The sequence below is a fragment of the Mycolicibacter hiberniae genome, from assembly GCF_010729485.1.
In the GTDB taxonomy this organism is placed as follows: domain Bacteria; phylum Actinomycetota; class Actinomycetes; order Mycobacteriales; family Mycobacteriaceae; genus Mycobacterium; species Mycobacterium hiberniae.
Genome location: NZ_AP022609.1, coordinates 484,789 through 509,647, shown reverse-complemented (window position 1 = coordinate 509,647; position 24,859 = coordinate 484,789). Strand labels below are relative to the sequence as shown.

Sequence of the window (24,859 nt, the reverse complement as noted above, 5' to 3'; positions counted from 1 at the left end):
ATCGCTGTCAGGTGCCGGACGCCGGTTTGAGATCCCCGCGCGCCGGCATTACCGGCAGGCGGCGAAACGGTCGGTGCCGGGTAGCCCGGGCAGCCGAACCGTTGCCGCGATACTGCGTTGCAACCGGCGGAGTGCGGGTCAACCCGTGGCACCAGGCTTCGTATGCGTCCAGCGCCCGTTCCCGACTCAGCAGGCGCTGCGCGTAGCGCTGGCCGGAACGACCAAGCCCCACTCCGAATTCCGCGCTGTCAGCCAGACCAACGGCCGTCCCCAGCAGAGCCGCGGGATCGCCGGCGGGGATCACGAGCCCGGCCCCCGAGTCCCGGACCTCCGCAGCGGTCACACCGTTGGCGTCGGTAGCGGCCAGGACCGGCCGGCCCGCGGAGAAGTAGGACGTCAACTTGCTCGGTACCGCCATCTGCCCCACACCGGGCCGTTCGTTGACCAGGAGAACATCAGCGCACGCCAGCACCTGGCGATACTCGTCGGCCGGTAACGGATCCTTGAATTCCAGCCGCTGCACATCTTTGGCCAACTGTTGCAGGCACTTGCGCTGGTTGCCGTCACCCAACAGCACGAACCGGATGTCGACACCACGTTCGTCGGCCAATCGGGCCGCAGCGACAACATTTTCCAGGCCCTGCTTCAAACCCATGTTCCCGCTGTGCAAAACGATGCGTTCCCGCGACCGCCATCCATGCCTGCGGCGCACTTCCGACGTGTTCACCGCCTGGGGCGGTTCGATGTGCGTCCAGTTCCGGATGACGACGATTCGCTTGCGACCCACGCCCATCTTGATCGCCGCGTCTGCGAAATGGTCGTGCACGACGGCTGTTCCCGTCGCGCTACTCAGGACAGCACCTTCAAACCGCACTGCCAGCGCCGCCATCCGCGCAGGCATGGAAGCAGTCTCGACCACTCCCTTGCCGTACAGGTCCTGAACGATCAGGCCCACCGGAATGCCGGCAGCCCTCGCCCGGGCGATGACCATCGCGCTGGCGACCAGTGCCGGGCTGACGGTGAGCACAAGTTCCGGCTTGCTCCAACCCGCCGACACCACCCGGGCACCGAAGCTGGCTTCCAACTTCAGCCGGTTGCGCAGCGTAGATTCCGCGGGCACGTAGTGCGCGAAACGTCGTACGACAACCCCGTTTATCGCTTTGAGGGTTCCGGACAGGCCACGGTATGCCGGGTTGACGCGCCACTGCGGGTAATGCGGCAGGCCGGTGAGAATCTCGACGTCGTGCCCTCGCTCGGCCAGGCCTACCGCCATGCCGGTGGTATACGGAGCGATACCGGACTCCTCCGGCTCATAGTTGAGACTGACGATGCAGATGCGCATGATCATCTCCTCGCCATCTCGGCGTTGTCGCGGTACCACGCCACCGTCGACTCGATACCGTCACGCAGCCCGATCTCCGACCGCCACCCCGCATCCGCCAAAACAGAGACGTCCAGCAGTTTGCGCGGCATTCCATCCGGCTTGCCGGTATCCCAGCGGGTTTCACCTCGGTAACCGACTGCGTCGGCAACGATCCGGGCGATCTCGGCGATGGTGTGGTCCACGCCAGTGCCCACATTGACGTGAGTGGGGCTGTCGAAGTGCTCCAGAATGTAAAGACACGCACTCGCAAGGTCGTCGACATGCAGCAGCTCCCGCCGCGGGGTTCCGCTGCCCCAGTTGGTCACCTCCAGGGCGCCTTGCGCTCTGGCTTCTTCATACCGGCGGATCAGGGCCGGCAGCAGATGCGAGCCGAATCGCGCGAAGTTGTCACCGGGACCATAGAGATTGGTCGGCATCGCAGAGATCCACGAAAGGCCGAACTGACGCCGGACTGCCTGAACCTGCAGGATTCCGGCGATCTTCGCGATCGCGTATGCGTCGTTTGTCGGCTCCAGGCGGCCGGTGAGCAGTGCGCTCTCATTGATGGGCTGCAGGCTGTACTTCGGATAGATGCACGAAGAGCCGAGAAAAAGCAGGCGCGGCACCCGCGCAGCAGCCGCTGCGTCGAGCAGGTTGAGCTGGATCTGCAGGTTTTCCGACAGAAATTCGGCCGGATAGGTGTTATTGGCCAAGATCCCGCCGACTTTGGCGGCAGCGACGACAATGACCTGCGGCGCTGACTCCATGATGAAGTCCAACGTCGCGGCCCGGTCGGTCAGGTCGAGCTCACCGCGCGACCGCAGCGCAATGTTGGTGAATCCCTCTGTTCGGAACCTCCGCAACAGGGCTGAGCCGACCAGACCGAGGTGCCCGGCAATGTATACCGGGGAATCACGATCGAGGGGGCACGGTGGCGTGCCCATCGGGCCGCTCATCTCCGGAGAGCAAGCATCGGATTGTCGATCCATGGCCGGCCCGCGCATTCCAGGGCGGCAATGTCGGCGTCCACCATGATTCGTGCCAGCTCGGCTGTGTGTGTGGATGCCGTCCAGCCGAGCGTTCTCGCTGCCTTGGTGGCGTCGCCGATCAGCGAATCGACCTCGCTCGGTCGCAGATAGCGTTCGTCGAATCTGACGTGCTTCTCCCAATCGAGGCCGGCATGATCGAATGCTGCCTGGGCAAAATCCTGCACGCTGTAGCCGAAGCCGGTCGCAAGAACGAAGTCGTCCGGTACGGGAGCCTGCAGCATCCGCCACATGCCTTCGACATACTCCGGGGCATACCCCCAGTCGCGAACAGCAGCCAGATTGCCCACATAGAGATGGGACTGCATGCCGGCTTTGATGCTGGCGGCGGCGCGGGTGATCTTTCGGGTCACGAAAGTCTCACCGCGCCGGGGTGACTCGTGATTGAACAAGATGCCGTTGACGGCGAACATGCCGTACGCCTCCCGGTAGTTACGCGTCACCCAGTACGAGTAGACCTTTGCCGCGCCATACGGTGACCGCGGATAGAAGGCGGTCTCCTCGCTCTGCGGTGGTGGTGACGCCCCGAACATCTCCGAGGAAGACGCCTGGTAGAAGCGGCATCCCACCTTGGCGATCCGGACGGCTTCCAGCAGCCGCATGGATCCCATACCCGTGGTGTCACCGGTGTGCACCGGCTCGTCGAAGCTGACGCGCACATGCGACTGTGCCGCAAGGTTATAGACCTCGTCCGGTTCGATGGTGCTCAGCAATGTCACCAGGCGGGCACCGTCGGTCAGATCGCTGTAGTGCAAGAACAGTCGTGCGGCGGGCTCGTGTGGATCGACGTAGAGGTGGTCGATCCGCGATGTGTTGAGCGTCGAGGACCGGCGCACGAGCCCATGGACTTCGTAACCCTTGCTCAACAGCAATTCGGCGAGATAGGAGCCGTCTTGCCCGGTGATTCCGGTGATCAGGGCTCGCTTCACGGGAACTTCCACCTCAGATGTAGGCATCGGTACGCGTCCGGAGCGAGAATCCAGCCGTGTGCGCATCGTTGTGAAACATCTTCACGGTGTCCAGGGAAAGCTGCGCCAGGTCGCGGCCGAGCATCGGCAGCTTCTTGAGGATGTCGGGCGTCACCGTGATGACGTGGCAACCCACCTGATCGGCCTGAACCAGATTCAGCAGCTCACGTGGACTGGCCCACAACAACTTCGCTTTAGGCCGGTACTGCAGGATCTTCAACGACTCCTTCATGATCGGGACAGGGTCCACGCCGGTGTCCGCGATGCGCCCGGCGAAGACGGACACGATCGCCGGCACGTCCGGATTCAGCTCGCCGGCGACTTCCCAGACCTGATCGACGGTCAACAACGCCGTCACGTTCAACTTGATGCGATCCGACGCCAAAGTTCGGATGAGTCCTGCCGCCGACGCGCCCGCGGTATTGGTCACCGGAATCTTGACGTAGACGTTCGAGCCCCACGAGTCGATGAAACGCGCTTGCCGGTCCATCTCGTCGAAATCGTCGGAAAACACCTCGAAGGAGATGGGCAGGCTTTTGATATGGCCCAGCACCTGGGAGGCGAAGGCCTCGTAGTCGGTCACACCGGCCTTACGCATCAACGTCGGGTTCGTCGTAAAGCCTCTGATGTAAGGCTGCTTGAGCGCTGCCAGCATCTCATCCACATCAGCGCCGTCGGCGTAGATGTCAATCTTCAGCGGGGCCATTGTCCCCACCTCCCTTCCAACGGACAATCAGGTCTACAACGTGCGACAACGCCGTCGCGGTGACGTCGGGCCGCGAACAACCCCTCTTCGCAGCCGAATGCGCGTTCGTGACCAGCGCCGTCCTGCAGCCCACGCGCTGACCGCATTCCACGTCGGTGTCCTGGTCGCCCACCATCCACGACGTGGCCAGATCGACACCGCGCTCGCTGGCCGCCTTCAACAGGAAGTACGGCATCGGCTTGCGACACCGGCACTTCTGCGAATACCCCGGCACGATCCCGTCCGGGTGGTGATAACAGTAGAAATAGTCGCCAAAGGCGATCCCATTGGCGCTCAAGGAACCCTCCAGCCGACGGTGGATGCCCTGGATGTTCTCGAACGTGGTCTTGCCCTTGGCGTAGCTGGGCTGGTTGGACACCACGAAGAGCGCGAACCCAGCTCGGGCCAAACGCCGCAGTGCCGGTATGACGCCGTCGATCACGACCAGATCCTCGGGCCTGTGGGGTGACTCGTACTGGCCCGTCGCCGGATTGAAGATCAACTCATTTAGCACTCCGTCTCGATCCAGAAACACCGCCGCGGTCACCGGGTCGACTCCCACTTCATCTCGTGTTCCTTCATGTCGGGGTGGGAGACGATCAGGTGCCACACCACCGCCTGCCAGGACTCGGCATGAGGCGTAACGGTCTCGGGGCTCAAGGTGGGGATGACGAGGCAGGCGTCGGCCTGCTGCGCGGTGTAGCCACCGTCGCGGCCCACGATGCCCAAGACGGTCGCACCGATAGTCTTGGCGTGCCGCACCGCGTGCACGATGTTGCCGCTGATGTTTCGTTCCAGACTCCCGCCGCCGACGGAGAACACCAGCACCGCGTCGCGGGACCCAAGCCGGCTGCCCTTCAGCCAATTGATGAAGCAGCTCTCCCAGCCGTCGTCATTGACCCGAGCGGTCAGCTCCGACACGTTATCGGTGGGCGCGTAGGCTTCCATCCCGCAGATCTTGCGAAAGTCATTGACTGCGTGTCCGGCGTTGCCGGCGCTGCCGCCTACCCCCAGGACGAACAACCGTCCCCCGTTTTCCCGGATTCCGCACAACAGCTGGATCATCCGGTCGATCGTGGCCGGATCCACCAGTGCGGCAATCTTGTTCACCTCCTCCAGATACTGGGTGGTGTAAGCGGTGGCCACAGCGCTCATGATGGACGCGCCTTGACCTCGCGAAGATCGCGGTCACATTCGTGTTCGACTCCCTGGTGCGCTATACGCCGGTCCATCCCACCCCTCGATTCTTTGTGTGTTCCGATTCAGGAGCTCAGTACGCGCCTTTCCCACCCCCGATCGCGCCGACGGTTTTCGCGGCGATCGCCAAATCGCTGAGCATCGACCAGTTCTCCACGTAGGAGAGGTCCAACCGCACCGAGTCCTCCCAAGACAGGTCGGAGCGGCCGCTTATCTGCCACAGTCCGGTGATGCCGGGACGGACCAGAAGCCGGCGACGGACCCGGTGGTCATAGGCTTCGACTTCGCCCGGCAGTGGTGGCCGGGGCCCGACTACGCTCATCTCTCCCCGCAGCACGTTGATGAACTGCGGGAGTTCGTCGATGCTGTAGCGGCGCAGCAGCCTGCCCACCCGAGTGACTCTGGGGTCCTTGCGGATTTTGAACAGCACACCGCCGACGCTGTCGTTGAGGTCGACCAGATGCGCCAGTTGGCGGTCAGCATCGACAACCATGGTGCGGAACTTGATCATCCGAAATGGCAGGCCGTCCAGACCGATGCGTTCCGAACGATAGAAGACCGGGCCCGGGCCGGTCGCTTTCACGGCCACGGCGGCGACGATCATGATCGGGCCGGCAGCCAACAGCGCCAGCAGGGAAAAGCACACGTCGAATGCGCGCTTTTGAAACTGCTTGGCTCCCTGATATTGCGGCTTGTCAACCTGGATCAGCGGTAGGTCGGCCACCGGGCGCACGGTCAACCGCGGGCCGGCTACGTCGACGATTCCCGGCGAGACGACAAGGTCGACTCCGAGCTCCTCCAACTGCCACGACAGGTCGTGGACGCCTTCGGGCCCCAGCTCGGCCGTCGAGGTCAACGCCACGGTGTCAGCCCGCGAGGCCGCTATCGCGTACCGAATATCGTCCTGGTAGGGGAACACACGCAGCCGCCCGAGATCCGGGACGACCAGCTCTCCGCGTTGCGGGCCGCCGGGGGTGCACACCCCGACCACGGCGTAGCCGTCGGCGGGATGCCGGGTCAGCGACCGCGCGAGGGCGGCGACCGATCGGAGCTCTCCGATCGCGAGCACGGCAGTAAGGAAGCGCCCGCGGCGCCGCTGCGCCGAGATATAGGCGCGCGCCACGCGGCGATTGGCGGACAACGCGACAAGACCGAGCGGAAACGCGATCGCGAGATAGCCTCGCGCGATGTCGAGCTTCAACAGGGTGGACACGACGGCGAGGGCCCCGAAGACCGAGAAGGTGGCCGTCCACACCCGGCGGAACTCCTCGGGTCCTGCTCCGATCACCTGTGGCGCACGGGTGTGATAGATCGCCAGGCCCAGGGACCACGCACAGACGATCAGTACCGAGACCCCCGCGTAACCCACGGAACCGGCTCCCGCCCACAGACTGCCGTTTGACACGGTTCCGAATCGCAGGATCTGCGCCACCGCCACAACGGCGCTCAGAACGGCGAAATCGGTTGCCATAAGGCATTTCCCGTAACGGTGTTGCCACCGTGTATGAAGAGACCTCTCAGCTGCAGGCAGCAACGCAACTGTGTCGGAGACCGGCGCCGACAAGGGGGGCAGCGCGGTCACCTCAGCGACATGGGAGACCGCGGACTGCAGCCGCGAAGGGCCGGTCGGATCAGGGGAATCCTCGGCGCCGACGCCAGTACCGCCGTCGAGCAAGGTATTGCCAGCCACCGGCAACTCGGTCTGCTGAGTGGTCATGGCAGGCCTGCGCTCTCACCGGGATGTTCTCAGGCCCAGCTGGATCCGACTGAGGCGTCGGTGTTGGCCATGTTGTTGCCAGCCGTCTGCACCTTCTGCCCGTGGACGTTGGCCTGCTCATAGATGACCTGGAAGTTCCGGCCCAGCTGGGTGATGAACTCCTGGCAGGCCACCGAGCCGGCGCCGCCCCAGAAATCCCCGGCAGCCAACACATCACGGATGATCGCTTGATGTTCGGCCTCCAACGATGCTGCCTGCGCACGGATCAACGCCCCATGGGCATCGACGTCACCGAACTGGTAGTTGATAGACATAGCCCGACCTCCCCTTCCTAGCTGCTCAAGATCTGTTGGGACGCAGCTTCTTGCGTCTCGTAGTGGTTGGCGTCGCGAACCAAGCCGTCGCGCACGCCGTGCAGCATGGTCACGATGTTGCGAAACGCGCTCTGCATCTGCCCCATGGTGTCGTAGGACGTGCGCTCGGCGAGCCCTGACCACCCCGCGCCGGAAATGTTGCTCGATGACGCCCACATTCGCCGGGCCTCGTCCTCCACAGTGGCAGCGTGCACATCAAATCGACCCGCCATACTCCGCATGGCGTCCGGGTCCGTCATAAAGCGACTGGGCATTTCCTGATCTCCATCTCAAATAGGGTTAAGCTTCTGCTGCTGGCGAATCGATCCAAATACGTTGGGCCGTCATACCGGTGGCTCCTGTCCGCTGACCGGCAGGTACACCAGCGCACACCGGAACCCGGGGGGCGGCGGCGCGAATCCGGGCGGTATCGCGTTCTCGGGGAGCGACGCGGGTACCGGCTCGGCAGGGTATCCGGCAGCCGGTGAACCACCGAGCACCTTCATGCGTGGCATGTATTTGGCAGGCACGGCCCCCTCGGGCCCCTTGGCGGCGCCCATGGCCCCGGCGCCCATGGCTCCGGCCGCCGGCAACGCACCGAACATGAGCGGCGCACCACCCATGCCGCCGGCGACCTCGCCGGCCGACAGCGCCAGCGGCGCACTCGCGGAAGCGAGTGTCGCCACCTGCGGCATCGCAGCCCATCCCCAAGTCTGCGGCACCGACAACGCCCCGACAGATGCCGCTTGACCGGCACCCGCCAGACTGCCCAGGCTCGAACTCAACCCTGATCCGATGACGCCTCCGGCGGCCGCGGCGCCCATCGCCGCGCCTGCCGACGCGCCCGCCGATGTTCCCGCTGCGGTCGCCGCATCGGCCAATGCGGCCAGCGGCGGCAGGGCTGTAGCGCCCCCAGCGCTCGTGAGGGACGCGACGGCGGCCGGATTCATCAGGGGACCCAACGCCTGGGACGCCATAAAGATGCCGAAAAAGCCGGGCAGGTAAGCATACTGGGAGAACAACGTGCTCACGATGCTGCCGGCGTCGATGGTGCCGAAGGGCGATGTCACGGTCGGGGTCGGGGTGGGGGTGGGGACAGTGGGGCCGCCCGTATCCAGCGCATTCACCAGCTGGCCCACGAGCCCCGGACCAGCCGGCGACGAAGTCGACGTCGCGGGGGATGCCAGGCTTTGCAGCGTAGTGGAGATCATCTGCGACAACGTCTGCTGCGCGGTACCGGCAGAGGTGCCGGCAGCCTGGGCCACCGAGGCGCTCTGCAGCGCCGGCCCGCCCGGGTTGGCGGGCGACGGCGGCGGCGCGAAGGGCGTCAACCTCGAAGCGGCGGCCGAGCTTCCGGCGTAGCCGTACATCGCCGTCGCGTCCTGGGCCCACATTTCGACGTATTCCGCTTCATTGGCGGCGATCGCCGGGGTGTTCTGCCCGAAGAAATTGGTTGCGACCAACACCATCAGCAGAGCCCGGTTTGCCGCGACCACTGGAGGCGGCACCGTCATCGCGAAGGCCGCCGCGTGCGCGGCTGCAGCCGCCTTCGCCTGAAACGCCGCCTCTTCGGCCTGCAAGGCGGTGGTGGTCATCCATTCCACATACGGAGTGGTGGCCGCCGCCATGGCCATCGATGACGGCCCCAACCACTGCCCGTCGATCAACCCCGAGATCATCGATCGGTAAGTCGAACCCGCGGACTCCAATTCGGCTGCCAGACCATCCCAAGCCGACGCGGCGGCCAGCATCGATCCCGTCCCCGGCCCCGCATACATTCGTCCGGAGTTGACCTCTGGCGGGAGCGCCCCGTAGTCCATGGCTGGGCCTCTGCGATGTCTAGCCCGACGCGACCGCGTTGGCCGCCTCGGTGAGGGCGTACGAATTGGCGCTCATACCTAGGGCGTTCACCATCATTTCGTGGATCACTGCAGCCTGGGCACTGACGGCCTGGTACATCTCGCCGTGTGCGGCGAACTGGGCCGCGGTCAGGGCCGATACTTCGTCGGCGGCCGCGGGCAGCACTCCGGTCGTGGGGGCCGCGGCGGCCGCATTCTCGGCCGTCATCACCGAGCCGACCTTCTGCAAGCTGCCGGCCACCTCGGCCAGCACCTCCGGGTGTGTGGTCACATACGACATGTGTGCTCTCCCCCTTACAGCAGTGCGCAAGGGTACTGCCTTGCGCACCTTGGGATTACGCAGGACAGAGTTACGCAGGACAAAAGTCTCGACGAGCCCGTTCAATGAGCGGGCGGGAACGCGAACGGGGCCCAAACGGACCGCCTCGAGCATCTGCAGCGGCCCAGACAAGCGGGGGAAGTTTCCCCGCAACGTCGCCGGATCCGTGAATCCAGCGGACGTGCCATGGGTAATTCTTAGACCCGGCCGCGCCGGGGCGCTAGAGTACTCGGTTACCCTAAAAAAGTCCGTACCGGTACTCGGCCAAAGCGGTAACAACACTCGGGCCAGTCAGCCCGCCACTGCTGTCGCTGCGTACGACAGGCGCGATGACTTTGCCGCGACGGTGCGGGCGATGAAAGGCTGAGCGAGGCGGCGGCGTACCAACGCGGACCGCAGGCATGCACAGTCGCGGCGAAGAAGTGGGGCTCGATGATTTCACACGACGACACCGTGATCCTGGTCTTGGCGGCCGGATCCGGCACCCGCATGGTCTCCGACACCCCCAAAGTGCTGCATGAGCTGGGCGGGCGCAGCATGCTCGCGCATTGCCTGCGGGCGGCCGCCGGCGTGGCCCCCCGTCACCTGGTGGTGGTGCTGGGCCACGCCCACGAGCGCATCGCCGGGCCGGTCGCCAAGCTGGCGCAAGCCCTGGACTGCCGCATCGACATCGCCCTGCAGGAACAGCAGCTGGGCACCGGGCATGCGGTGCTGTGCGGCCTGTCGGCCCTGCCGGACGACTTCACCGGCACCGTGGTGGTGACCTCCGCCGACATCCCGCTGCTGGACACCGCCACCCTGCAGGCCCTGATCGACACCCACCGCACCGCCCCGGCCGCCGTCACCGTGCTGACCACCACCCTGGCCGACCCCACCGGGTACGGCCGCATCCTGCACACCCAGGACGGCGAGGTGACCGCGATCGTCGAACAGGCCGACGCCACCGAGTCCCAGCGGGAGATCCGCGAGGTCAACGCCGGGATCTACGCCTTCGACATCGCGCCGCTGCGCTCCGCGCTGGGCCGGCTCGGCTCGGACAACGCCCAGCACGAGCTGTACCTGACCGACGTGATCGGCATCGTCCGCGGCGACGGCCAGGTGGTACACGCCCGCCACGTCGACGATGCCGCCTGCGTGGCCGGGGTCAACGACCGTGTCCAACTGTCGGAGCTGTCCGCCGAGCTCAACCGGCGCCTGGTGGCCGCGCACCAGCGGGCCGGGGTCACCATCGTCGACCCGGCCAGCACCTGGATCGACGTGGACGTGACCATCGGGCGCGACACCACGGTGGCACCCGGAACGCAGCTGCTCGGCCGCACCCGGATCGGCGCGCACTGTGCGGTGGGGCCCGACACCACCCTGACCGATGTCACGGTGGGCGACGGTGCGTCGGTGATCCGCAGCCACGCCGCCTCGTCGTCGATCGGCGCCGGTGCCACGGTCGGACCGTTCGCCTACCTGCGCCCCGGCACCGTGCTGGGCGCCGACGCCAAGCTGGGAGCGTTCGTCGAGACCAAGAACTCCACCATCGGGACCGGGACCAAGGTGCCGCACCTGACCTACGTGGGCGACGCCGACATCGGCGACCACTCCAACATCGGCGCCTCCAGCGTGTTCGTCAACTATGACGGCCAGACCAAACGGCGCACCAGCATCGGCTCGCATGTGCGCACCGGCTCTGACACCATGTTCGTGGCCCCGGTCAGCGTCGGCGACGGGGCCTACACCGGCGCCGGGACGGTGGTCCGCCACGATGTTCCACCGGGCGCGCTGGCGGTGTCGGCCGGACCGCAGCGCAACATCGAGAACTGGGTGCAGCGCAAACGGCCCGGCAGCCCGGCCGCCGCGGCGGCCGACGCGGCGAACGCCGCCGGCGAGCCGGGCCGCACCGAACCCGACCCCGCACCGTGAGGTTGATCGCGTTCAGGCGACCCGAGGCGAAATTGCGCGGCCGGCTACGTACCATAAGGCCCGAGTTAACTCGTCCTAATTCCCAAATCTCCTACGGCGGGGGCAGCACGTGAGCCACGACTGGACAGACAATCGCAAGAACCTGATGCTTTTCGCCGGTCGCGCGCACCCGGAACTGGCCGATCAGGTCGCCAAGGAACTGGACGTCCCGGTGACGGCCCAGACCGCCCGTGACTTTGCCAACGGCGAGATCTTCGTGCGTTTCGACGAGTCGGTGCGCGGCTGCGACGCCTTCGTGCTGCAGTCGCACCCGGCGCCGCTGAACCAGTGGCTGATGGAACAGCTGCTCATGATCGACGCGCTCAAGCGCGGCAGCGCCAAGCGGATCACCGCGATCCTGCCGTTCTACCCCTACGCCCGGCAGGACAAGAAGCACCGCGGCCGCGAGCCGATCTCGGCGCGCCTGGTGGCCGACCTGCTCAAGACCGCCGGCGCCGACCGGATCGTCACGGTGGACCTGCACACCGACCAGATCCAGGGCTTCTTCGACGGCCCGGTGGACCACATGCGGGCGCAGCCGCTGCTGATCGGCTACATCAAGGAGAACTACGGCAACTCCGATGTCGTGGTGGTCTCCCCCGACTCCGGCCGGGTGCGCATCGCCGAGAAGTGGGCGGACTCGCTGGGCGGCGTTCCGCTGGCGTTCATTCACAAGACCCGCGACCCGCTGGTGCCCAACCAGGTCAAATCCAACCGCGTCGTCGGTGAGGTGGCCGGCAAGACCTGTGTGCTGATCGACGACATGATCGACACCGGCGGCACCATTGCCGCGGCCGTCAACCTGCTGCGCGAGGACGGCGCGCGCAACGTGATCATCGCCGCCACGCACGGGGTGCTGAGCGACCCAGCCGCCGAGCGGCTGGCGGCCTGCGGCGCCAGCGAGGTGATCGTCACCAACACGCTGCCGATCCCCGAGGACAAGCGGTTCCCGCAGCTGACCGTGCTGTCGATCGCCCCGCTGCTGGCCAGCACCATCCGGGCGGTGTTCGAAAACGGCTCGGTCACCGGGCTTTTCGACGGAGACGCCTGATATGACCGACGCGGTGATCTATCACAACCCGCGTTGCTCGACCTCCCGCAAAACGCTGGAACTGCTGCGCGAGCACGGTGTCGACCCGACGGTCGTGGAGTACCTGAAGACGCCGCCGTCGCGTGCGGAGCTGGCGGAGCTGATCAGCGCCGCCGGGGTGGGCGTACGCGGCGCGGTGCGCACCGGCGAGGCGGTCTACGCCGAGCTGGGCCTGGCCGAAGCGTCCGACGACGATCTGCTCGACGCGATGGCCGCCAACCCCATCCTGATCCAGCGGCCGTTCGTCGTCACCGGCAAAGGCACCCGGCTGGCCCGTCCGATGGACGCGGTCCGCGAGATCCTGTGAGATCGCTTCGGTCGGCGGCCGCGACGCTGGCGGCGTGCGCGGTCCTGGCCGGCACGACCTCCGGCTGCGGTAGCAAAAGCCCTGATTACCACTCGATTTGGGGAAACGGCACCGCGACCACCACCTCCTCGGAACCGGAACCCCCGGTGACCGTGGGGCGGTACCTCGAAGACCAGGGGGTGGTCGCCGAGGCGGTGGCCCCCAACGCCCCCACCGACCTGACCGTGTCGATCCCGACACCACCGGGCTGGACCAGGAAGGAAAGCCCGATGCTGCCGTCGACCACTTTGGTCCTCGGCAAGGGCGAGAAGTTCCCGCGGGCGATCTTGACCGTGGTCAAGCTCGACGGCAACTTCGACTCGAAGGAGGCCATCCGGCACGGGGTGGTCGACGCCCAGCTCTCACCGAATTTCCGGTTGCTGGACGCCTCCAACGAGGACTACCAGGGTTTCCCGTCCTCGATGGTGCAGGGCACCTACGACATGGACGGCCAGCGCCTGCACAGCTGGTTTCGGATGGTGATCGCCACCGGTTCGGCACCGGCAGACCAGCGCTATCTGGTGCAGCTGGCGGTCACCGCACCGGCCGACGAGGCACCCAAACACGCCACCGACGTCGAAGCGATCATGACCGGGTTCACCGTCGCCGCCAAGTGAGCCGCATCGGCGTTCAGGTCTTGTTACAGTGCCACGCATCTGTTGAAGGGAGCCCACCATGTCTCTCATTCGCCCGTCAGCGCTGAGCCTTACCGCGCTGGCCGCCGTCGCCGCCGGCCTGCTGGGGCCCACGGCGTCGGCTGACGCCCCACCCGGCTGCACCGCCGCCGATATGGCCAACGCCGTCACCGGCGTCACCGCCTCCACGTCGGGCTACCTCTACGCGCATCCGGACGTCAACGCGTTCTACACCGAGCTGCGCGACCGGCCCGACGACGAGGTGCCCGAGGCGATCCGCAGCTTCTTCGCCGACCATCCGCAGGCCCACGCCGACCTACTCGGGCTGCGCCAGCCCCTGACCGATTTCCGGGCCCGTTGCGGACTGCCCCAGGCCGAGCACCCGCTGCTGGACCAATGATTACCCGCCGGATCGGGGTCCTCGCGGCGCTGGCCCTGATGAGCTTGCCGGGGGCCGTCGTGGTGTTCACACCGGCCGGCACCACCACCGCACAGGGCTGCGTAGGCGTGGGCCGCCGCGTGTATGTCAGCGGTTGCGCCGACCCGGTGCCGCCACCGGCCTACTATGCGCCGCTGCCCGAAGACGTGCCGCCGCCCCCGCCGCCACCGCCACCCACCGTCTGCACGGGTTACAACGGGCGCTGGGTGCACACGGCGAACTGCCACTGAGCGCGCACCTGATCACTAGAGTGTGGCCATGACGTCTTGGACCGCCGGCGATCTGCCGTCGTTCGCCGGCCGGTCCGTGATCGTCACGGGCGCCAACAGCGGATTGGGCGCGGTGACCGCGCGCGAGCTTGCGCGAGTGGGCGCCGCCGTCACCCTGGCCGTCCGCGACACCGCCAAAGGGCAGGCCGCGGCGGCGGGAATGCCCGGCGATGTGACGGTTCGCCCCCTGGATCTGGCCGACCTGTCCTCGGTGCGCCGTTTCGCCGACGACACCGCGCAGGTCGACGTGCTGATCAACAACGCCGGCATCATGGCGGTGCCTCACGCGGCCACCGTCGACGGCTTCGAAAGTCAGATCGGCACCAACCACCTGGGCCACTTCGCGCTGACCAACCTGCTGCTGCCCAGACTTACCGACCGGGTGGTCACGGTGTCCTCATTCGCGCACCGGATCGGCCAGGTGAACCTCGACGACCTGAACTGGAAGTCGCGGAAGTATTCGCCGTGGCGGGCCTACGGCCAGTCCAAGCTGGCCAACCTGTTGTTCACCAGCGAACTCCAGCGCCGGCTCGTGGCAGCGGGGTCGCCGCTGCGGGCGCTGGCCGCTCACCCCGGCTACTCGAGCACCAACCTGCAGGGCCACACCGGCAATCGGGTCGCCGACCTGCTGACCCGCACGCTCGGCAACTGGACCCTGGCGACCAGCGCCGACTTCGGAGCGCGGCAGACCCTCTACGCGGCGTCGCAGGACCTGTCCGGCAACACCTTCATCGGCCCGCGGTTCGGCCTGCTGGGCCGCAGCGGTCCGGTCGGCCGCAGCCGGCCGGCCAAGAGCGGGTCCACCGCCGCCGGTCTGTGGACACTGTCCGAGCAGCTCACCGGGGTTCAATTTCAGATCTGAGCTGCTGATGCGTTAGCCTGACCGGGCGTCACGGCGAGGGCGGCCCCCTTGGGCTGCCGTTATCGACGAGGACCTCCTAGGTGGTTGTCGCGATCTGGCCGTGCCTGATGCCCACCCGTACCACCCAAGGAGTCCCCATGGCCAAGACCCCGACAACCAACCAGCTGACTGCCTCGGTGCGGACCGAGATCGGCAAGGGCGCGTCGCGCCGGGCCCGCCGGGCCGGCCGGGTTCCCGCCGTCCTCTACGGCCACGGCACCACCCCCCAGCACCTGGAGCTTCCGGCGAAAGACTTCGCCGCCGTGCTGCGCCACTCGGGCACCAACGCGGTACTCACCCTCGACATCGAGGGCACCGAGCAGCTGGCGCTGACCAAGGCGCTCGAGATCCACCCGATCCGTCGCACCATCCAGCACGCCGACCTGCTGGTCGTTCGCCGCGGCGAGAAGGTCATCGTGGAGGTCAACGTCGTCCTCGAGGGCGACGCCGCCCCCGGCACCCTGGTCACCCAGGACGCCACCGCGGTGGAGATCGAGGCCGAAGCGCTGTCGATTCCCGAGCAGCTGACCGTCTCCGTCCAGGCCGTGCAGGCCGGCACCCAGATCACCGCCGGCGACCTGGAGCTGCCCAAGGGCACGAGCCTGGTCTCCGACCCCGAACTGCTGGTGATCAACGTGATCGAGGCCCCGAGCGCCGAGGCCGAAGAGGGCGGGGAAGCCGGCGGCGAAGGCGGCGACGCCGCCGCGTCCGAGTAGGCCGAGCGCGGCGTGGCCGAGTCACCCCCGATACTGGTGGTCGGCCTGGGCAATCCGGGCCCGAACTACGCCCGCACTCGGCACAACGTCGGCTTCATGGTTGTCGACCTGCTCGCCGAGCGGGCCGGGTCGACATTCAAGCTGCACAAGCGCTCCGGCGCCGACGTGGCCACCGGGCGCCTGTGCGGGCGCCCGGTGGTGTTGGCCCGGCCACGCTGTTACATGAACGAGTCGGGGCGCCAGGTGGGCCCCGTGGCCAAGTTCTACTCGGTGCCCACGAGCAGCGTCGTGGTGATCCATGACGACCTGGACCTGGACTTCGGCCGGATCCGGCTCAAGCAGGGCGGCGGCGAGGGCGGCCACAACGGGCTGCGTTCGATAGCCACCGTCCTGGGCAGCAAGGACTTTCAGCGGGTTCGGCTCGGAATCGGCCGCCCCCCGGGACGCCAGGATCCGGCCGCGTTCGTGTTGCAGCCGTTCACCGCCTGCGAGCGCGACGTGCTGCCGACGATCTGCGAGCAGGCCGCCGACGCCACCGAACTGCTGATCGAGCGCGGGCTGGAGCCCGCCCAGAACATCGTGCACGCCTGGGGCGCGTAACCGAACGCGCGACGACGCCCCCGCCACCGGCCTGGGGGCTCCCGGTCCAGGTGTCCAGGACCCTAGGTGACCAGCGCGATGGAGTTGGCCCGGCGCAGCTTGCCCGACGGGGTCTTGGGGATGCTGCCCGGCCCGAGCACCACCACGTTGCGGGGCCGCATGTCGACTTCGGTGACCACCTCGTGGGCAACCTGGTGCTCGATGCGGCGTACCTCGGCCGGATCCTGCCAGGCGTTGGATTCGACGGCGACCGCGAAGGTCTCCCGGGAGTGCCCGGCATCGAGGCGCACCGCGACCGCGCAACCCGGCCGGACACCCTCGACTCGGCCGGCGGCCCGCTCGATGTCGGTCGGGTAGATGTTGCGGCCCGCCATGATGATGACGTCCTTGACCCGGCCGCACACCACCACGTGGCCGTTCTCCATCTGGTAGCCCAGGTCGCCGGTGTCATACCAGCCGTGCTCGTCCTGCGCCGGCAGGAAGCCCGCCATGGTCAGGTAGCCCGGGGTCACCGGCTCGCCGCGCAACTGGATGACGCCCACGCCGCGCGCCGGCAACGCGTTGCCGTGCTCGTCGACGATCCGGATCTCGATGCCCTCCAGCAGCGGCCCCAGCGAGGCCAGCCGGCGGGTGTTGCCCTTGGTGGCCGGAACCGCACGACGCAGGGCGGCCAGCAGGTCGGCGTCGACCTCGTCGACGACCAGACCCGCACCGCACTTGGAGAACGACACCGCCAGCACCGTCTCGGCCATGCCGTAGGCCGGCAGGATGGCTTCGGGCTTCAGGCCGAAGGGCCGGCCCGCGTCGATCAGGTCCTCGACGTCGGTCGGCTCCACCGGCTCGGCACCCGAGAGTGCGAACCGCAGCGTGGACAGGTCGAACTGGCCGGGGGTCGCCTGCTTGCGCAGCCGCTTGGCGAACAGGGCGTAGGCAAAGTTCGGGGCCGCCGTCATGGTGCCCTTGTACTTGTCGATCAGCTTCGCCCACAGCAGCGTGTCGCGCAGGAAGTCCATCGGGGTGATCTTGACCAGCTCGGCACCGAAGTACATCGGCACGGTCAGGAAGCCGATCATGCCCATGTCGTGGAAGCACGGCAGCCAGCTGATCATGACGTCCTTTTCGACGTCATACTCAGCGCTGATGAACATCGCCTCGGCGTTGGAGTAGATGTTGCGGTGGGTGATCTGCACGGCCTTCGGCGACCCGGTCGAACCCGACGTCAGCTGCATCAGCGCCAGATCGTCCTCGCCGGCCTCTTCCGGGTCGATCGGCTCGGCGGCCAGCAGATCGGCGACCGTGACCACCTTCAGGCCCTTGGCGGTCAACACCGGCTCCGCCGCCATGAAGGGCTCGGAGATGATGACGGCCTTGGCGTCGATCATGTCGACGACGGTCATGGTGTCCTCGGCCCAGACCGCCAGGTCGGTGCGCGGGGTGGGCTGGTGCAGCATGGTCAGGCTGGCGGCGCGCATCCACACGCCCTGGGCCGTGGGGGCGATTTCGACCGGGGCACCGGCAAGCACCCCTACCGCGTCCCCGGGACCGACACCGGCCGCGGCCAGTCCGCCGGCGATGCGGCGGGCCCGCTCATGAACCTCGGCCCAGGTGTGCCGGACCGGTGTGTGCGGCTCGCCGGTGACCATGCCTTTGGTGGATTCCCGGGCACTACGGAACATGTTGTCGGTAAACCTGCTCACGACGGCCTCCTAGCCGGCACCAGTACTTTCCATACGGGCTCAGATTTCATGTTCCACCTGCTGGAGACCACTTTGCGAGAGGCACGCGCGCACAATTCGGTGGCGGTTAGATCTCGATACCGTAATGCGCGGCCCACCAGATCAGGAGCGTCTGGGTTGCAGGGATGTCCTGGCCGCATTTGGTCACCGCGGGCTATCTTAAACTCCTCTTAATCCACGGGGCAAATCTGCCCGCGTGTCGGGTGCGACTGTCAGGCTCCGTTGACCGACGACGGCACCACCCGGGCCCCGTAGACCGGGCCGCTGGCCACCCGTACCGCCCGCCCCGCGCCCAACGCCGACAGCTCCACGGCGACGTCGGCCGCCGACGCCGCCGACCCGCACAGGAACGCACACGTCGGCCCGGAACCGGACACCACACCGGCCAGCGCGCCGGCCTCCACACCGGCGCGCAGGGTTCGGCGCAGCGCCGGGTTGAGGCTGATCGCCGCCGCCTGCAGATCGTTGCCGAGCAGTCCGGCCAATCGCTGCGGGTCACCGGCGGCCAGCGCGGCCAGCACAGGCTCGGGATCGCCCGACTCCGGCAGCCGGCGACCCGTGTCGCGCAGCCGGTCCAACTCGGCGAAGACCGCCGGGGTGGACAGCCCGCGGTCGGCGAACGCCAGCACCCAGTGGAACGTCTCCCGGGTGAGCACCGTCGCCAGTTCCTCGCCGCGGCCGGTGCCCAATGCGGTACCGCCGTGCAGCGCGAACGGCACGTCGCTGCCCAGCCGGGCGGCCAGCGCGTGCAGGTCGCGGCGCGGCACACCGAGCTCCCAGAGCACATTCATCCCGACCAGCACCGCCGCGGCATCGGCGCTGCCGCCGGCCATACCGCCGGCCACCGGAATCGACTTGTCGATGCTGATCGCCACGTCCGGAGCCCGGCCCACGTACTCGGCCATCAGCTCGGCGGCCTGCCAGGCCAGGTTGCGCTCATCGGTGGGCAGCACGTCGGAGCCCTCGCCGCCGACCCGCAGCGACAGCACGTCGGCGTCGCGGACCGTCACCTCGTCGACCAACGACACCGCATGGAACACGGTGGTCAACTCGTGGTAGCCGTCCTCCCGGCGGTCGCCGACGGCCAGGTAGAGGTTGAGCTTGCCCGGTACCCGAACGGTGACCGAACCGGTCGGGGACCACTCGGTGGCGGCAGTTCCGTCGGATGCGGTCACGCCGATGAGACTAACGGTCCGAGGCGGCTCGGCGACGGCGGTCGCGCCGGTCAGGAGAACAGATCGGCGAAGTCCTGCTCGATGGCGGCGAACGCCTCCGCAAACACCGCCGCCTGGAACCCCGCCGCCATGGTGACCAGTCCGGTGGTGGCCGCCAACGGCATGCCGATCGCCCCGACCAGGTCACCGGAGAGCAACTCGTCGAAGAACAGGCTCACGTTGTAGGCCGGCAGGCTGGTCACCAGGGAGTTGATGATGTCGGCGGTCGGCAGCAGGGTCGCGTAGAGCGAGGCCGCAGCGCTGCTGAACGCGTTGACGACCTCGCTCAGGCTGGGCAGGGAGAAGTCCAGCGCGGCGCCGGTGTCCAGGCCGAACCAGTCCGCCGCGCTGCCCGACGACAGGTCCTGCAGGGCGTCGCCGAAGTCGGTCCAACCCTGCTGAGCGCCGTTGGCCAGGGCGGTGAGCACGTCCATCGGGTTGACGTCGGGGAACAGACCGAACGGTGTGGAGATGTCCGCCGGACCCTGGTCCCAGCCGTGTTCGATGTCGCCGTAGCCGAGATTGACCAGCACCCGCAGCACGGGCTGCAACAGATCGGCGAATGCATCGCCGAATGCGTTGCTGCGCAACGGTTCCAACAGCGGCAGGTTCTCGGAGGGGATCATGAAGTACCGGGTGTTGCCCGCGTAGCCCTCCGAGACGTCCAGCTCGATGGCGGCCGCCAGCTGCTCGTCGGTCAACGACGGATAGGTGCGGTGGATGAACAGGATGCCCATGAAGGCGTTGAGGTCGGCCAGGACGTTCAGTGGGTACTTCGGGAAGTCGGCGAACCCGTCGTATTCCTGTGCGTAGTTCACCGACGCCCACGGGGTCTCCGACGGCGCGCCGCCGCTGAACGTGACACCCAGGCTGGCCAGGCTCAGCGGAACGCCGGGGATGTCGAAGCGGGGAAGCAGGCCGCCGTTGGGGTTGGACGGACTGCCCAACGTCACGAAGGACAGCTCGTCGGCCGTGGGCCGCAGCTCTTCGGGCAGCGCCAGCAGCTTGTCCATCACCACGCCGTTGATGATGCCGCTCTGCGAATATCCCATCACGACAAGGTCATTGCCTTTGCCGATCTCCTCCATGATGGTGTGGAACAAGATGGTGGACCCCTGCTGCACCGAGGTGTCCAGCGGCAGCGTTTTCACGCCGGTGAGCGGATAGAGACCCTCCGGGGTGAACAGGGCGTTGGTGGCGTCCACCGGGAAGGTCGGCTGGCCCGGGAACTTGGGGACCGCCGGGTCGAGATACCGCTCGGTGAGGGCACTCAGATACTGCGGCGTTGGGATCGGGAGGCCACTGCCGCCCATGATCCACGACTCGGTGTCGAGCAGCGTGGCCTGCGCCACCACCGTCTTGGCGGTCGCGGCCGGCCCGGCCGCCGGCACCGGCGCGACGCCCGCTGCGGCGAGGGCGGCCAGTGCCAGCGGCACCGCACCGAGCGAGCGGGGATTGCGGGTCGAAAGAGCTGTCATGGCCGCCTCTCGGATGGTGGATGGGAGTTGATTATTACCTTTCACCAGCGAAACGTCATGTATTTCTACCGTTACGATCATGTTTCTCTCAGTTATCTGCGCGCCGGCCGTATCTGCACCCAACCGGGCTGCGCCGCCCTAACCTGAGCCCATGGCGGGAGCCGGGGTCGGCTACGGCGGCTATGTGATCGACCGCGAGGTCGGCCGCGGGGGGCACGCCGTGGTGTATCGGGCCTATGCCCCCGGCAGTCCCGCCGTGCCCGTGGCACTGAAGGTCCTCGACGAGGCGCACCGCTCCCCCGCGCAGCAGGCCCGGCTGAGCCGCGAGTTCGCGTTCGCCAGCGCGCTCAAGCACCCCCATATCGTCGCGGTGTATCGACACGGGCCGTTCTGGCTGGCGATGCAGTACGTCGACGGAGGCAAGGCGAGCGGCCTGCGCACGCTCGCGGACCGGCTGACCGCGCTGGCCCAGGTGGCCGCGGCACTGGACTACGCACACCGTCGCGGCATCGTGCACGGCGACGTCAAACCCGCCAACATCCTCATCCCCGCGGACTTCGGCCACGCCGGGGCGGTGCTGACCGATTTCGGGGAGGCCCACGCCGTCGTCGACGACGTCCGCCACCGGTCCCGGCATTCCGGCGCCCGCGAGGTGTCGCTGCCCTACACCGCACCGGAGATCCTGCACGGCAAGGCGCCCTCGGCGGCCACCGACGAGTACGCCCTGGCGTGCACCGCGGTCGAGTTGCTCACCGGGGCTCCGCCGTTCACCGCTCGCGACGCCGCCGACCTGGCCGACGCGCACCTGCGACTACTGGCCCCTGCCCTGTCGGCCAGCCTGGGACCGGGAGCCCGGGCCGCCGACGTGGTCGTGCAACGGGCGCTGGCGAAGTTCCCGGCGAGCCGCTACGACTCCTGCGTCGAGTTCTGCGCAGAGTTGTCGCGAGCGCTGCTGTCGCCCGCCGCCCCCGCCGCATCCGAAACCTGAAGCAAGCGAACGAAGTCCGCGATCGCCAGGGTCTCGCCGCGACGGGTCGGATCGATGCCGGCCGCCTCCAGTATCTCCGCCGACCGCGCTCCGGAGCCGGCCCAGTTCGCGAACGCGTTGCGGGAGGTCTTGCGGCGCTGGGCGAACGCGACGTCGATCAGCGAGAACAACCGGCGACGGAACTCCTGGCCCACCGGCCACGGGGCGGTGTCGTAGCGGTCGATGCGCACCAGCCCGGAGTTCACCCGTGGCACCGGCCAGAACACGCTCGGCGGTACGGTGCCGCAGCGGCGCACCGTGCCGAAGAAGCGCGCCTTGGCGCTGGGCACCCCGTAGTCCTTGCCGCCCGGCTCGGCGGCCAGTCGCTCGGCGACCTCCAGCTGCACCATGACCGTCACGGTGCGCAGCGAGTCGAACTCCGACAGCAGGTGCAGCAGCGCCGGAACCGCCACGTTGTAGGGCAGATTGGCCACCATCGCCGTCGGGCTGGTCGCGACATCGTCACGGCGCACGGTCAGCACGTCTGCACCGAGGACCTGCAACCGGGCCGCGTCGGCGGGCGCGTATTCGGCGACGGTCCGCGGCAGCCGGCCCGCCAGCACCGGATCCTTCTCGACGGCGATCACCGTGGGGCCGCGTTCGAGCAGCGCCAGGGTCAGCGAGCCCAGCCCGGGTCCGACCTCGAGGATGTGGTCGTCGGCGGTGACGCCGGCGCCGTCAACGATCCGGCGGACGGTGTTGGCGTCATGGACGAAGTTCTGCCCCAGCGATTTGCGGGGCCGCAGGTCGAGTTCTTGCGCCAGGGCCCTGATGTCACCGGCCCCGAGTAGCCCGATGGTCAGCGTCTCCCGCTGCACACCGGCCAGGCGCCCCAGCCCTGCCGGGCCTGGGTGACCTCCGCAATGGCGATCTGCTCCTCGCGGGTGGCCATGTCGGCCCGCGGCGCGTAGCGCAACCCGCCGTTGGCCACCCAGGTGCCGTAGTCGAACTGCACACCGCCGTAGAAGCCGTTGCCGGTGTTGATCGACCAGTTGCCGTGCGACTCGCAATTGGCGATGCGGTCCCAGGCGGCACCGTAGACCGACGGCGGCACCTCGGTGCCCGGCTTGGCGCCGACCCGCAGCACCGAATCGCGGGCCGCGGCCACCACCGCGTTGGCGACCGGCAGGCGGCCGGTCTCGGCGCCGTTGACCGTGGCAACCGCGTAGGTGACGTCCTGCGTGCCCGGCGTGCCCGGGTCTTCGACCACCTGACGGCTGACGTTCATCGTCGGGTCTTCGATGCGCTGGGCCGTCGGGGGCAGCGGCACCCGCTCGGTGACCTGCTTGACCCGGATGCGCGTCACCTCGATGTGCATGCCCTCGGTGATCGGCGTCGACGCCGCGGGGATGACCTTGTCGGCCTGCTCCAGCGGGGCGCCGTCGGCGGCGAGCAGCTCGGCCACGTTCGGCGCGGCCAGGCGCACGGTACGGAGCTGGCCACCGTCGTCGATCGTGACGGTCTTGGCGCTGACGACCGGCAGCGCCATCCCGGCCAGCGGGACCCGGCTGCCACGAGACGCCGCGGCCGGAGCGGTGTCGGTCATCGACAGCTGGGCCAGCGCCTCATCCACCGACAGTGCCGTCGTCCAGACCTGCTGAGGCTCGCGGCCGTCCAGGGACAGCTGCAACGGCCGGCCACGGCGGACCGTGATGGTGTCGGCGTCGTGCACCCGCGCATCCCGGGCGGGACTCACATCGTCGCGTTCGCCGAGTTCGAAGCCGTTCTCGGCGACCACGTCGATGACGCGCGACCGCATGGTGGTGACGGTGACGGGGGTGCCGTCGACGTCGAGCGTCAGCGTCTTGGCGCTGGCGACCGCGAAGCCGCCCGCGAAGGTCAGCACCAGCAGCATGGCGCCGACCAGAACCCGCAGCATCGGCGACGGCGCCTGATGCAGTCTGGTCAAAGCGTTCAAATCACAACCCCTACGACACGGGACTGGGGCCCTCACGGCGCCCCAGGTTGATAACGGAAAGGTAACGAAACTGCCGGCGGTCGGCAACCGGGTGTGACCTGCTCGACCCTCAGTCCAGCCCGTAGACCCGCCGGGCGTTGCGGTTCGTCACCTCCGCCAGCTCGACTGCCGAGGTTCCCAGCAGGTCGGCCAGCGCCCTGACAGTGTATGGCAGACAATAGGGCTCGTTCGGTGCACCGCGGTACGGGTGCGGAGTCAAAAACGGCGCGTCGGTCTCCACCAGCAGCTGCTCATGCGGGACAACCGCGACGGCTTCGCGCAGCTCACGAGCGTTTTTGAAGGTGACCGTCCCGGACAGGCTGACCATCCACCCCGCGTCGGCGCAGGTGTGAGCCATGTCCTTCCCCGACGAGAAGCAGTGGAAGATCACCGTCTCGGGCGGTCCCTCGGCCCGCAGGACGTCCAGCACGGCGTCGTCGGCGTCGCGGTTGTGGATCATCAGCGGCTTGCCGGTGCGTTTGGCCAGATCGATGTGCCAGGCGAAGGCCTCGCGCTGGGTCTGCGGCGAGGCACAACCCTCCAAACGCCCCGGCCAATACAGGTCCACGCCGGTCTCCCCCACGGCCACCACCCGCGGGTGGGCGGCCAGTTCCTCGATCTCGGCCCGGGCGGCGTCGTCGAGCGCGTCGGTCCGGGTGGGGTGCAGCGCGACGGCGGCATAAACCCGCGAATCGGCGTCGGCGGCCTGGGTCACCCAACGAGCCGACGCCAGATCGTCGGCGACGGTCACCGCCAGCTGGACCCCCGCCGCGGCGGCCCGGTCCATGATCGCGCACACCGCACCGTCGGCGGCGTCGCCACCGCGGGCGAGGCAGGCGTCCAGATGGGTGTGGGCGTCGACCAGCGGACTCAACGGCTCGGGCGCGGGCGGCGGAGCTTTGGCTGATCGTTTGGAACTCACCCGCACACAATA

General features: G+C 67.9%; 27 protein-coding genes. 10 read left to right on the top strand and 17 right to left on the bottom strand.

The features are described from left to right. Window positions 1-7: 7 nt before the first annotated feature. The 11 genes from G6N14_RS02455 to G6N14_RS02405 all read right to left on the bottom strand — a co-directional run bounded on the left by G6N14_RS02455 (window position 8) and on the right by G6N14_RS02405 (window position 9,528). A complete protein-coding gene (locus G6N14_RS02455; protein ID WP_163787010.1) occupies window positions 8-1,342 on the bottom strand; it encodes a glycosyltransferase family 4 protein in 1,335 nt (444 codons plus the stop codon). Between the two features lie 2 nt (window positions 1,343-1,344). Continuing rightward, on the bottom strand, window positions 1,345-2,307 hold the full coding sequence (locus G6N14_RS02450) for a GDP-L-fucose synthase family protein (RefSeq protein ID WP_085135608.1): 963 nt from the start codon (window positions 2,305-2,307) through the stop codon (window positions 1,345-1,347). Window positions 2,308-2,315: 8 nt separating this feature from the next. Further along, window positions 2,316-3,338, bottom strand: coding sequence for a GDP-mannose 4,6-dehydratase (gmd, locus tag G6N14_RS02445; protein ID WP_085135607.1), 1,023 nt, complete (start codon window positions 3,336-3,338; stop codon window positions 2,316-2,318). Window positions 3,339-3,351: 13 nt separating this feature from the next. Beyond that, window positions 3,352-4,083, bottom strand: a complete 732-nt coding sequence (locus G6N14_RS02440) for a transaldolase (protein WP_085135535.1) — start codon at window positions 4,081-4,083, stop codon at window positions 3,352-3,354. After that, entirely contained in the window at window positions 4,064-4,669 is a 606-nt protein-coding gene (locus tag G6N14_RS02435; RefSeq protein WP_163787008.1) for a D-glycero-alpha-D-manno-heptose-1,7-bisphosphate 7-phosphatase, read from the bottom strand. The genes G6N14_RS02440 and G6N14_RS02435 overlap by 20 nt, the downstream gene beginning before the upstream one ends. After that, entirely contained in the window at window positions 4,666-5,277 is a 612-nt protein-coding gene (locus tag G6N14_RS02430; protein WP_085135536.1) for an SIS domain-containing protein, read from the bottom strand. Before G6N14_RS02430 ends, G6N14_RS02435 begins: the two co-directional genes overlap by 4 nt. Window positions 5,278-5,392: 115 nt before the next feature. Beyond that, window positions 5,393-6,790: a sugar transferase gene (locus G6N14_RS02425; RefSeq protein ID WP_109559792.1), complete on the bottom strand. Its 1,398-nt coding sequence runs from the start codon at window positions 6,788-6,790 to the stop codon at window positions 5,393-5,395. 275 nt (window positions 6,791-7,065) lie between these two features. Continuing rightward, complete coding sequence (locus tag G6N14_RS02420) at window positions 7,066-7,350, bottom strand: WXG100 family type VII secretion target (RefSeq protein ID WP_085135538.1); 285 nt, start codon at window positions 7,348-7,350, stop codon at window positions 7,066-7,068. Between the two features lie 17 nt (window positions 7,351-7,367). After that, window positions 7,368-7,664: a WXG100 family type VII secretion target gene (locus G6N14_RS02415; RefSeq protein WP_085135539.1), complete on the bottom strand. Its 297-nt coding sequence runs from the start codon at window positions 7,662-7,664 to the stop codon at window positions 7,368-7,370. Window positions 7,665-7,733: 69 nt separating this feature from the next. After that, on the bottom strand, window positions 7,734-9,209 hold the full coding sequence (locus G6N14_RS02410; RefSeq protein ID WP_085135540.1) for a PPE family protein: 1,476 nt from the start codon (window positions 9,207-9,209) through the stop codon (window positions 7,734-7,736). 19 nt (window positions 9,210-9,228) lie between these two features. After that, window positions 9,229-9,528, bottom strand: a complete 300-nt coding sequence (locus tag G6N14_RS02405) for a PE family protein (RefSeq protein ID WP_085135541.1) — start codon at window positions 9,526-9,528, stop codon at window positions 9,229-9,231. Window positions 9,529-9,999: 471 nt separating this feature from the next. Here G6N14_RS02405 and glmU point away from each other — a divergent pair, with 471 nt between their 5' ends. The 9 genes from glmU to pth all read left to right on the top strand — a co-directional run bounded on the left by glmU (window position 10,000) and on the right by pth (window position 16,513). Then, window positions 10,000-11,478 carry a bifunctional UDP-N-acetylglucosamine diphosphorylase/glucosamine-1-phosphate N-acetyltransferase GlmU gene (gene glmU / locus G6N14_RS02400; protein ID WP_085135542.1) on the top strand — a complete coding sequence of 493 codons (1,479 nt, stop codon included), beginning with the start codon at window positions 10,000-10,002 and terminating at the stop codon, window positions 11,476-11,478. Window positions 11,479-11,587: 109 nt separating this feature from the next. Beyond that, complete coding sequence (locus G6N14_RS02395) at window positions 11,588-12,568, top strand: ribose-phosphate diphosphokinase (RefSeq protein ID WP_046316747.1); 981 nt, start codon at window positions 11,588-11,590, stop codon at window positions 12,566-12,568. Between the two features lies 1 nt (window position 12,569). Continuing rightward, the gene (arsC, locus tag G6N14_RS02390; RefSeq protein WP_085135543.1) at window positions 12,570-12,914 is read left to right on the top strand and encodes an arsenate reductase (glutaredoxin); all 345 of its coding nucleotides are present in this window, start codon (window positions 12,570-12,572) and stop codon (window positions 12,912-12,914) included. Then, complete coding sequence (locus G6N14_RS02385) at window positions 12,911-13,570, top strand: LpqN/LpqT family lipoprotein (protein ID WP_085135544.1); 660 nt, start codon at window positions 12,911-12,913, stop codon at window positions 13,568-13,570. The genes arsC and G6N14_RS02385 overlap by 4 nt, the downstream gene beginning before the upstream one ends. Before the next feature lie 58 nt (window positions 13,571-13,628). Beyond that, entirely contained in the window at window positions 13,629-13,988 is a 360-nt protein-coding gene (locus G6N14_RS02380) for a heme-binding protein (RefSeq protein ID WP_085135545.1), read from the top strand. Window positions 13,989-14,026: 38 nt separating this feature from the next. Continuing rightward, window positions 14,027-14,257 carry a hypothetical protein gene (locus G6N14_RS02375; protein WP_407663060.1) on the top strand — a complete coding sequence of 77 codons (231 nt, stop codon included), beginning with the start codon at window positions 14,027-14,029 and terminating at the stop codon, window positions 14,255-14,257. 28 nt (window positions 14,258-14,285) lie between these two features. Next, on the top strand, window positions 14,286-15,158 hold the full coding sequence (locus G6N14_RS02370; protein ID WP_085135547.1) for an oxidoreductase: 873 nt from the start codon (window positions 14,286-14,288) through the stop codon (window positions 15,156-15,158). Window positions 15,159-15,295: 137 nt separating this feature from the next. After that, on the top strand, window positions 15,296-15,913 hold the full coding sequence (locus G6N14_RS02365; protein ID WP_085135610.1) for a 50S ribosomal protein L25/general stress protein Ctc: 618 nt from the start codon (window positions 15,296-15,298) through the stop codon (window positions 15,911-15,913). Between the two features lie 12 nt (window positions 15,914-15,925). After that, window positions 15,926-16,513, top strand: coding sequence for an aminoacyl-tRNA hydrolase (gene pth, locus G6N14_RS02360; RefSeq protein ID WP_085135548.1), 588 nt, complete (start codon window positions 15,926-15,928; stop codon window positions 16,511-16,513). A gap of 62 nt (window positions 16,514-16,575) precedes the next feature. Here pth and G6N14_RS02355 read toward each other — a convergent pair whose 3' ends face one another. The 3 genes from G6N14_RS02355 to G6N14_RS02345 all read right to left on the bottom strand — a co-directional run bounded on the left by G6N14_RS02355 (window position 16,576) and on the right by G6N14_RS02345 (window position 20,941). Further along, entirely contained in the window at window positions 16,576-18,210 is a 1,635-nt protein-coding gene (locus G6N14_RS02355; RefSeq protein WP_085135549.1) for a fatty acyl-AMP ligase, read from the bottom strand. Between the two features lie 251 nt (window positions 18,211-18,461). Beyond that, window positions 18,462-19,424 (bottom strand): 4-(cytidine 5'-diphospho)-2-C-methyl-D-erythritol kinase, encoded by a 963-nt coding sequence (locus G6N14_RS02350; RefSeq protein WP_085135550.1) that lies wholly within the window; start codon window positions 19,422-19,424, stop codon window positions 18,462-18,464. 50 nt (window positions 19,425-19,474) lie between these two features. Beyond that, window positions 19,475-20,941, bottom strand: a complete 1,467-nt coding sequence (locus G6N14_RS02345) for a PE-PPE domain-containing protein (protein WP_085135551.1) — start codon at window positions 20,939-20,941, stop codon at window positions 19,475-19,477. 151 nt (window positions 20,942-21,092) lie between these two features. Here G6N14_RS02345 and G6N14_RS02340 point away from each other — a divergent pair, with 151 nt between their 5' ends. Next, a complete protein-coding gene (locus tag G6N14_RS02340) occupies window positions 21,093-21,929 on the top strand; it encodes a serine/threonine-protein kinase (RefSeq protein WP_085135552.1) in 837 nt (278 codons plus the stop codon). Here the strand turns inward: G6N14_RS02340 and rsmA are convergent. The 3 genes from rsmA to G6N14_RS02325 form a co-directional block, all read right to left on the bottom strand. After that, entirely contained in the window at window positions 21,848-22,795 is a 948-nt protein-coding gene (rsmA, locus tag G6N14_RS02335; protein WP_085135611.1) for a 16S rRNA (adenine(1518)-N(6)/adenine(1519)-N(6))-dimethyltransferase RsmA, read from the bottom strand. The genes G6N14_RS02340 and rsmA overlap by 82 nt on opposite strands. Continuing rightward, a complete protein-coding gene (locus G6N14_RS02330; RefSeq protein ID WP_085135553.1) occupies window positions 22,768-23,886 on the bottom strand; it encodes a resuscitation-promoting factor in 1,119 nt (372 codons plus the stop codon). Before G6N14_RS02330 ends, rsmA begins: the two co-directional genes overlap by 28 nt. A gap of 109 nt (window positions 23,887-23,995) precedes the next feature. Next, on the bottom strand, window positions 23,996-24,853 hold the full coding sequence (locus G6N14_RS02325) for a TatD family hydrolase (RefSeq protein ID WP_179960798.1): 858 nt from the start codon (window positions 24,851-24,853) through the stop codon (window positions 23,996-23,998). Window positions 24,854-24,859: the final 6 nt, after the last annotated feature.

Excerpts from the sequence above, each read along its gene's own strand:
- G6N14_RS02455 (WP_163787010.1), bottom strand. The coding sequence starts at position 1,342 with ATGCGCATCTGCATCGTCAGTCTCAACTATGAGCCGGAGGAGTCCGGT.
- G6N14_RS02450 (WP_085135608.1), bottom strand. The coding sequence starts at position 2,307 with ATGGGCACGCCACCGTGCCCCCTCGATCGTGATTCCCCGGTATACATT.
- G6N14_RS02440 (WP_085135535.1), bottom strand. The coding sequence starts at position 4,083 with ATGGCCCCGCTGAAGATTGACATCTACGCCGACGGCGCTGATGTGGAT.
- G6N14_RS02430 (WP_085135536.1), bottom strand. The coding sequence starts at position 5,277 with ATGAGCGCTGTGGCCACCGCTTACACCACCCAGTATCTGGAGGAGGTG.
- G6N14_RS02425 (WP_109559792.1), bottom strand. The coding sequence starts at position 6,790 with ATGGCAACCGATTTCGCCGTTCTGAGCGCCGTTGTGGCGGTGGCGCAG.
- G6N14_RS02420 (WP_085135538.1), bottom strand. The coding sequence starts at position 7,350 with ATGTCTATCAACTACCAGTTCGGTGACGTCGATGCCCATGGGGCGTTG.
- G6N14_RS02415 (WP_085135539.1), bottom strand. The coding sequence starts at position 7,664 with ATGCCCAGTCGCTTTATGACGGACCCGGACGCCATGCGGAGTATGGCG.
- G6N14_RS02410 (WP_085135540.1), bottom strand. The coding sequence starts at position 9,209 with ATGGACTACGGGGCGCTCCCGCCAGAGGTCAACTCCGGACGAATGTAT.
- G6N14_RS02405 (WP_085135541.1), bottom strand. The coding sequence starts at position 9,528 with ATGTCGTATGTGACCACACACCCGGAGGTGCTGGCCGAGGTGGCCGGC.
- glmU (WP_085135542.1), top strand. The coding sequence starts at position 10,000 with ATGATTTCACACGACGACACCGTGATCCTGGTCTTGGCGGCCGGATCC.
- arsC (WP_085135543.1), top strand. The coding sequence starts at position 12,570 with ATGACCGACGCGGTGATCTATCACAACCCGCGTTGCTCGACCTCCCGC.
- G6N14_RS02380 (WP_085135545.1), top strand. The coding sequence starts at position 13,629 with ATGTCTCTCATTCGCCCGTCAGCGCTGAGCCTTACCGCGCTGGCCGCC.
- G6N14_RS02375 (WP_407663060.1), top strand. The coding sequence starts at position 14,027 with ATGAGCTTGCCGGGGGCCGTCGTGGTGTTCACACCGGCCGGCACCACC.
- G6N14_RS02370 (WP_085135547.1), top strand. The coding sequence starts at position 14,286 with ATGACGTCTTGGACCGCCGGCGATCTGCCGTCGTTCGCCGGCCGGTCC.
- G6N14_RS02365 (WP_085135610.1), top strand. The coding sequence starts at position 15,296 with ATGGCCAAGACCCCGACAACCAACCAGCTGACTGCCTCGGTGCGGACC.
- G6N14_RS02345 (WP_085135551.1), bottom strand. The coding sequence starts at position 20,941 with ATGACAGCTCTTTCGACCCGCAATCCCCGCTCGCTCGGTGCGGTGCCG.
- G6N14_RS02340 (WP_085135552.1), top strand. The coding sequence starts at position 21,093 with ATGGCGGGAGCCGGGGTCGGCTACGGCGGCTATGTGATCGACCGCGAG.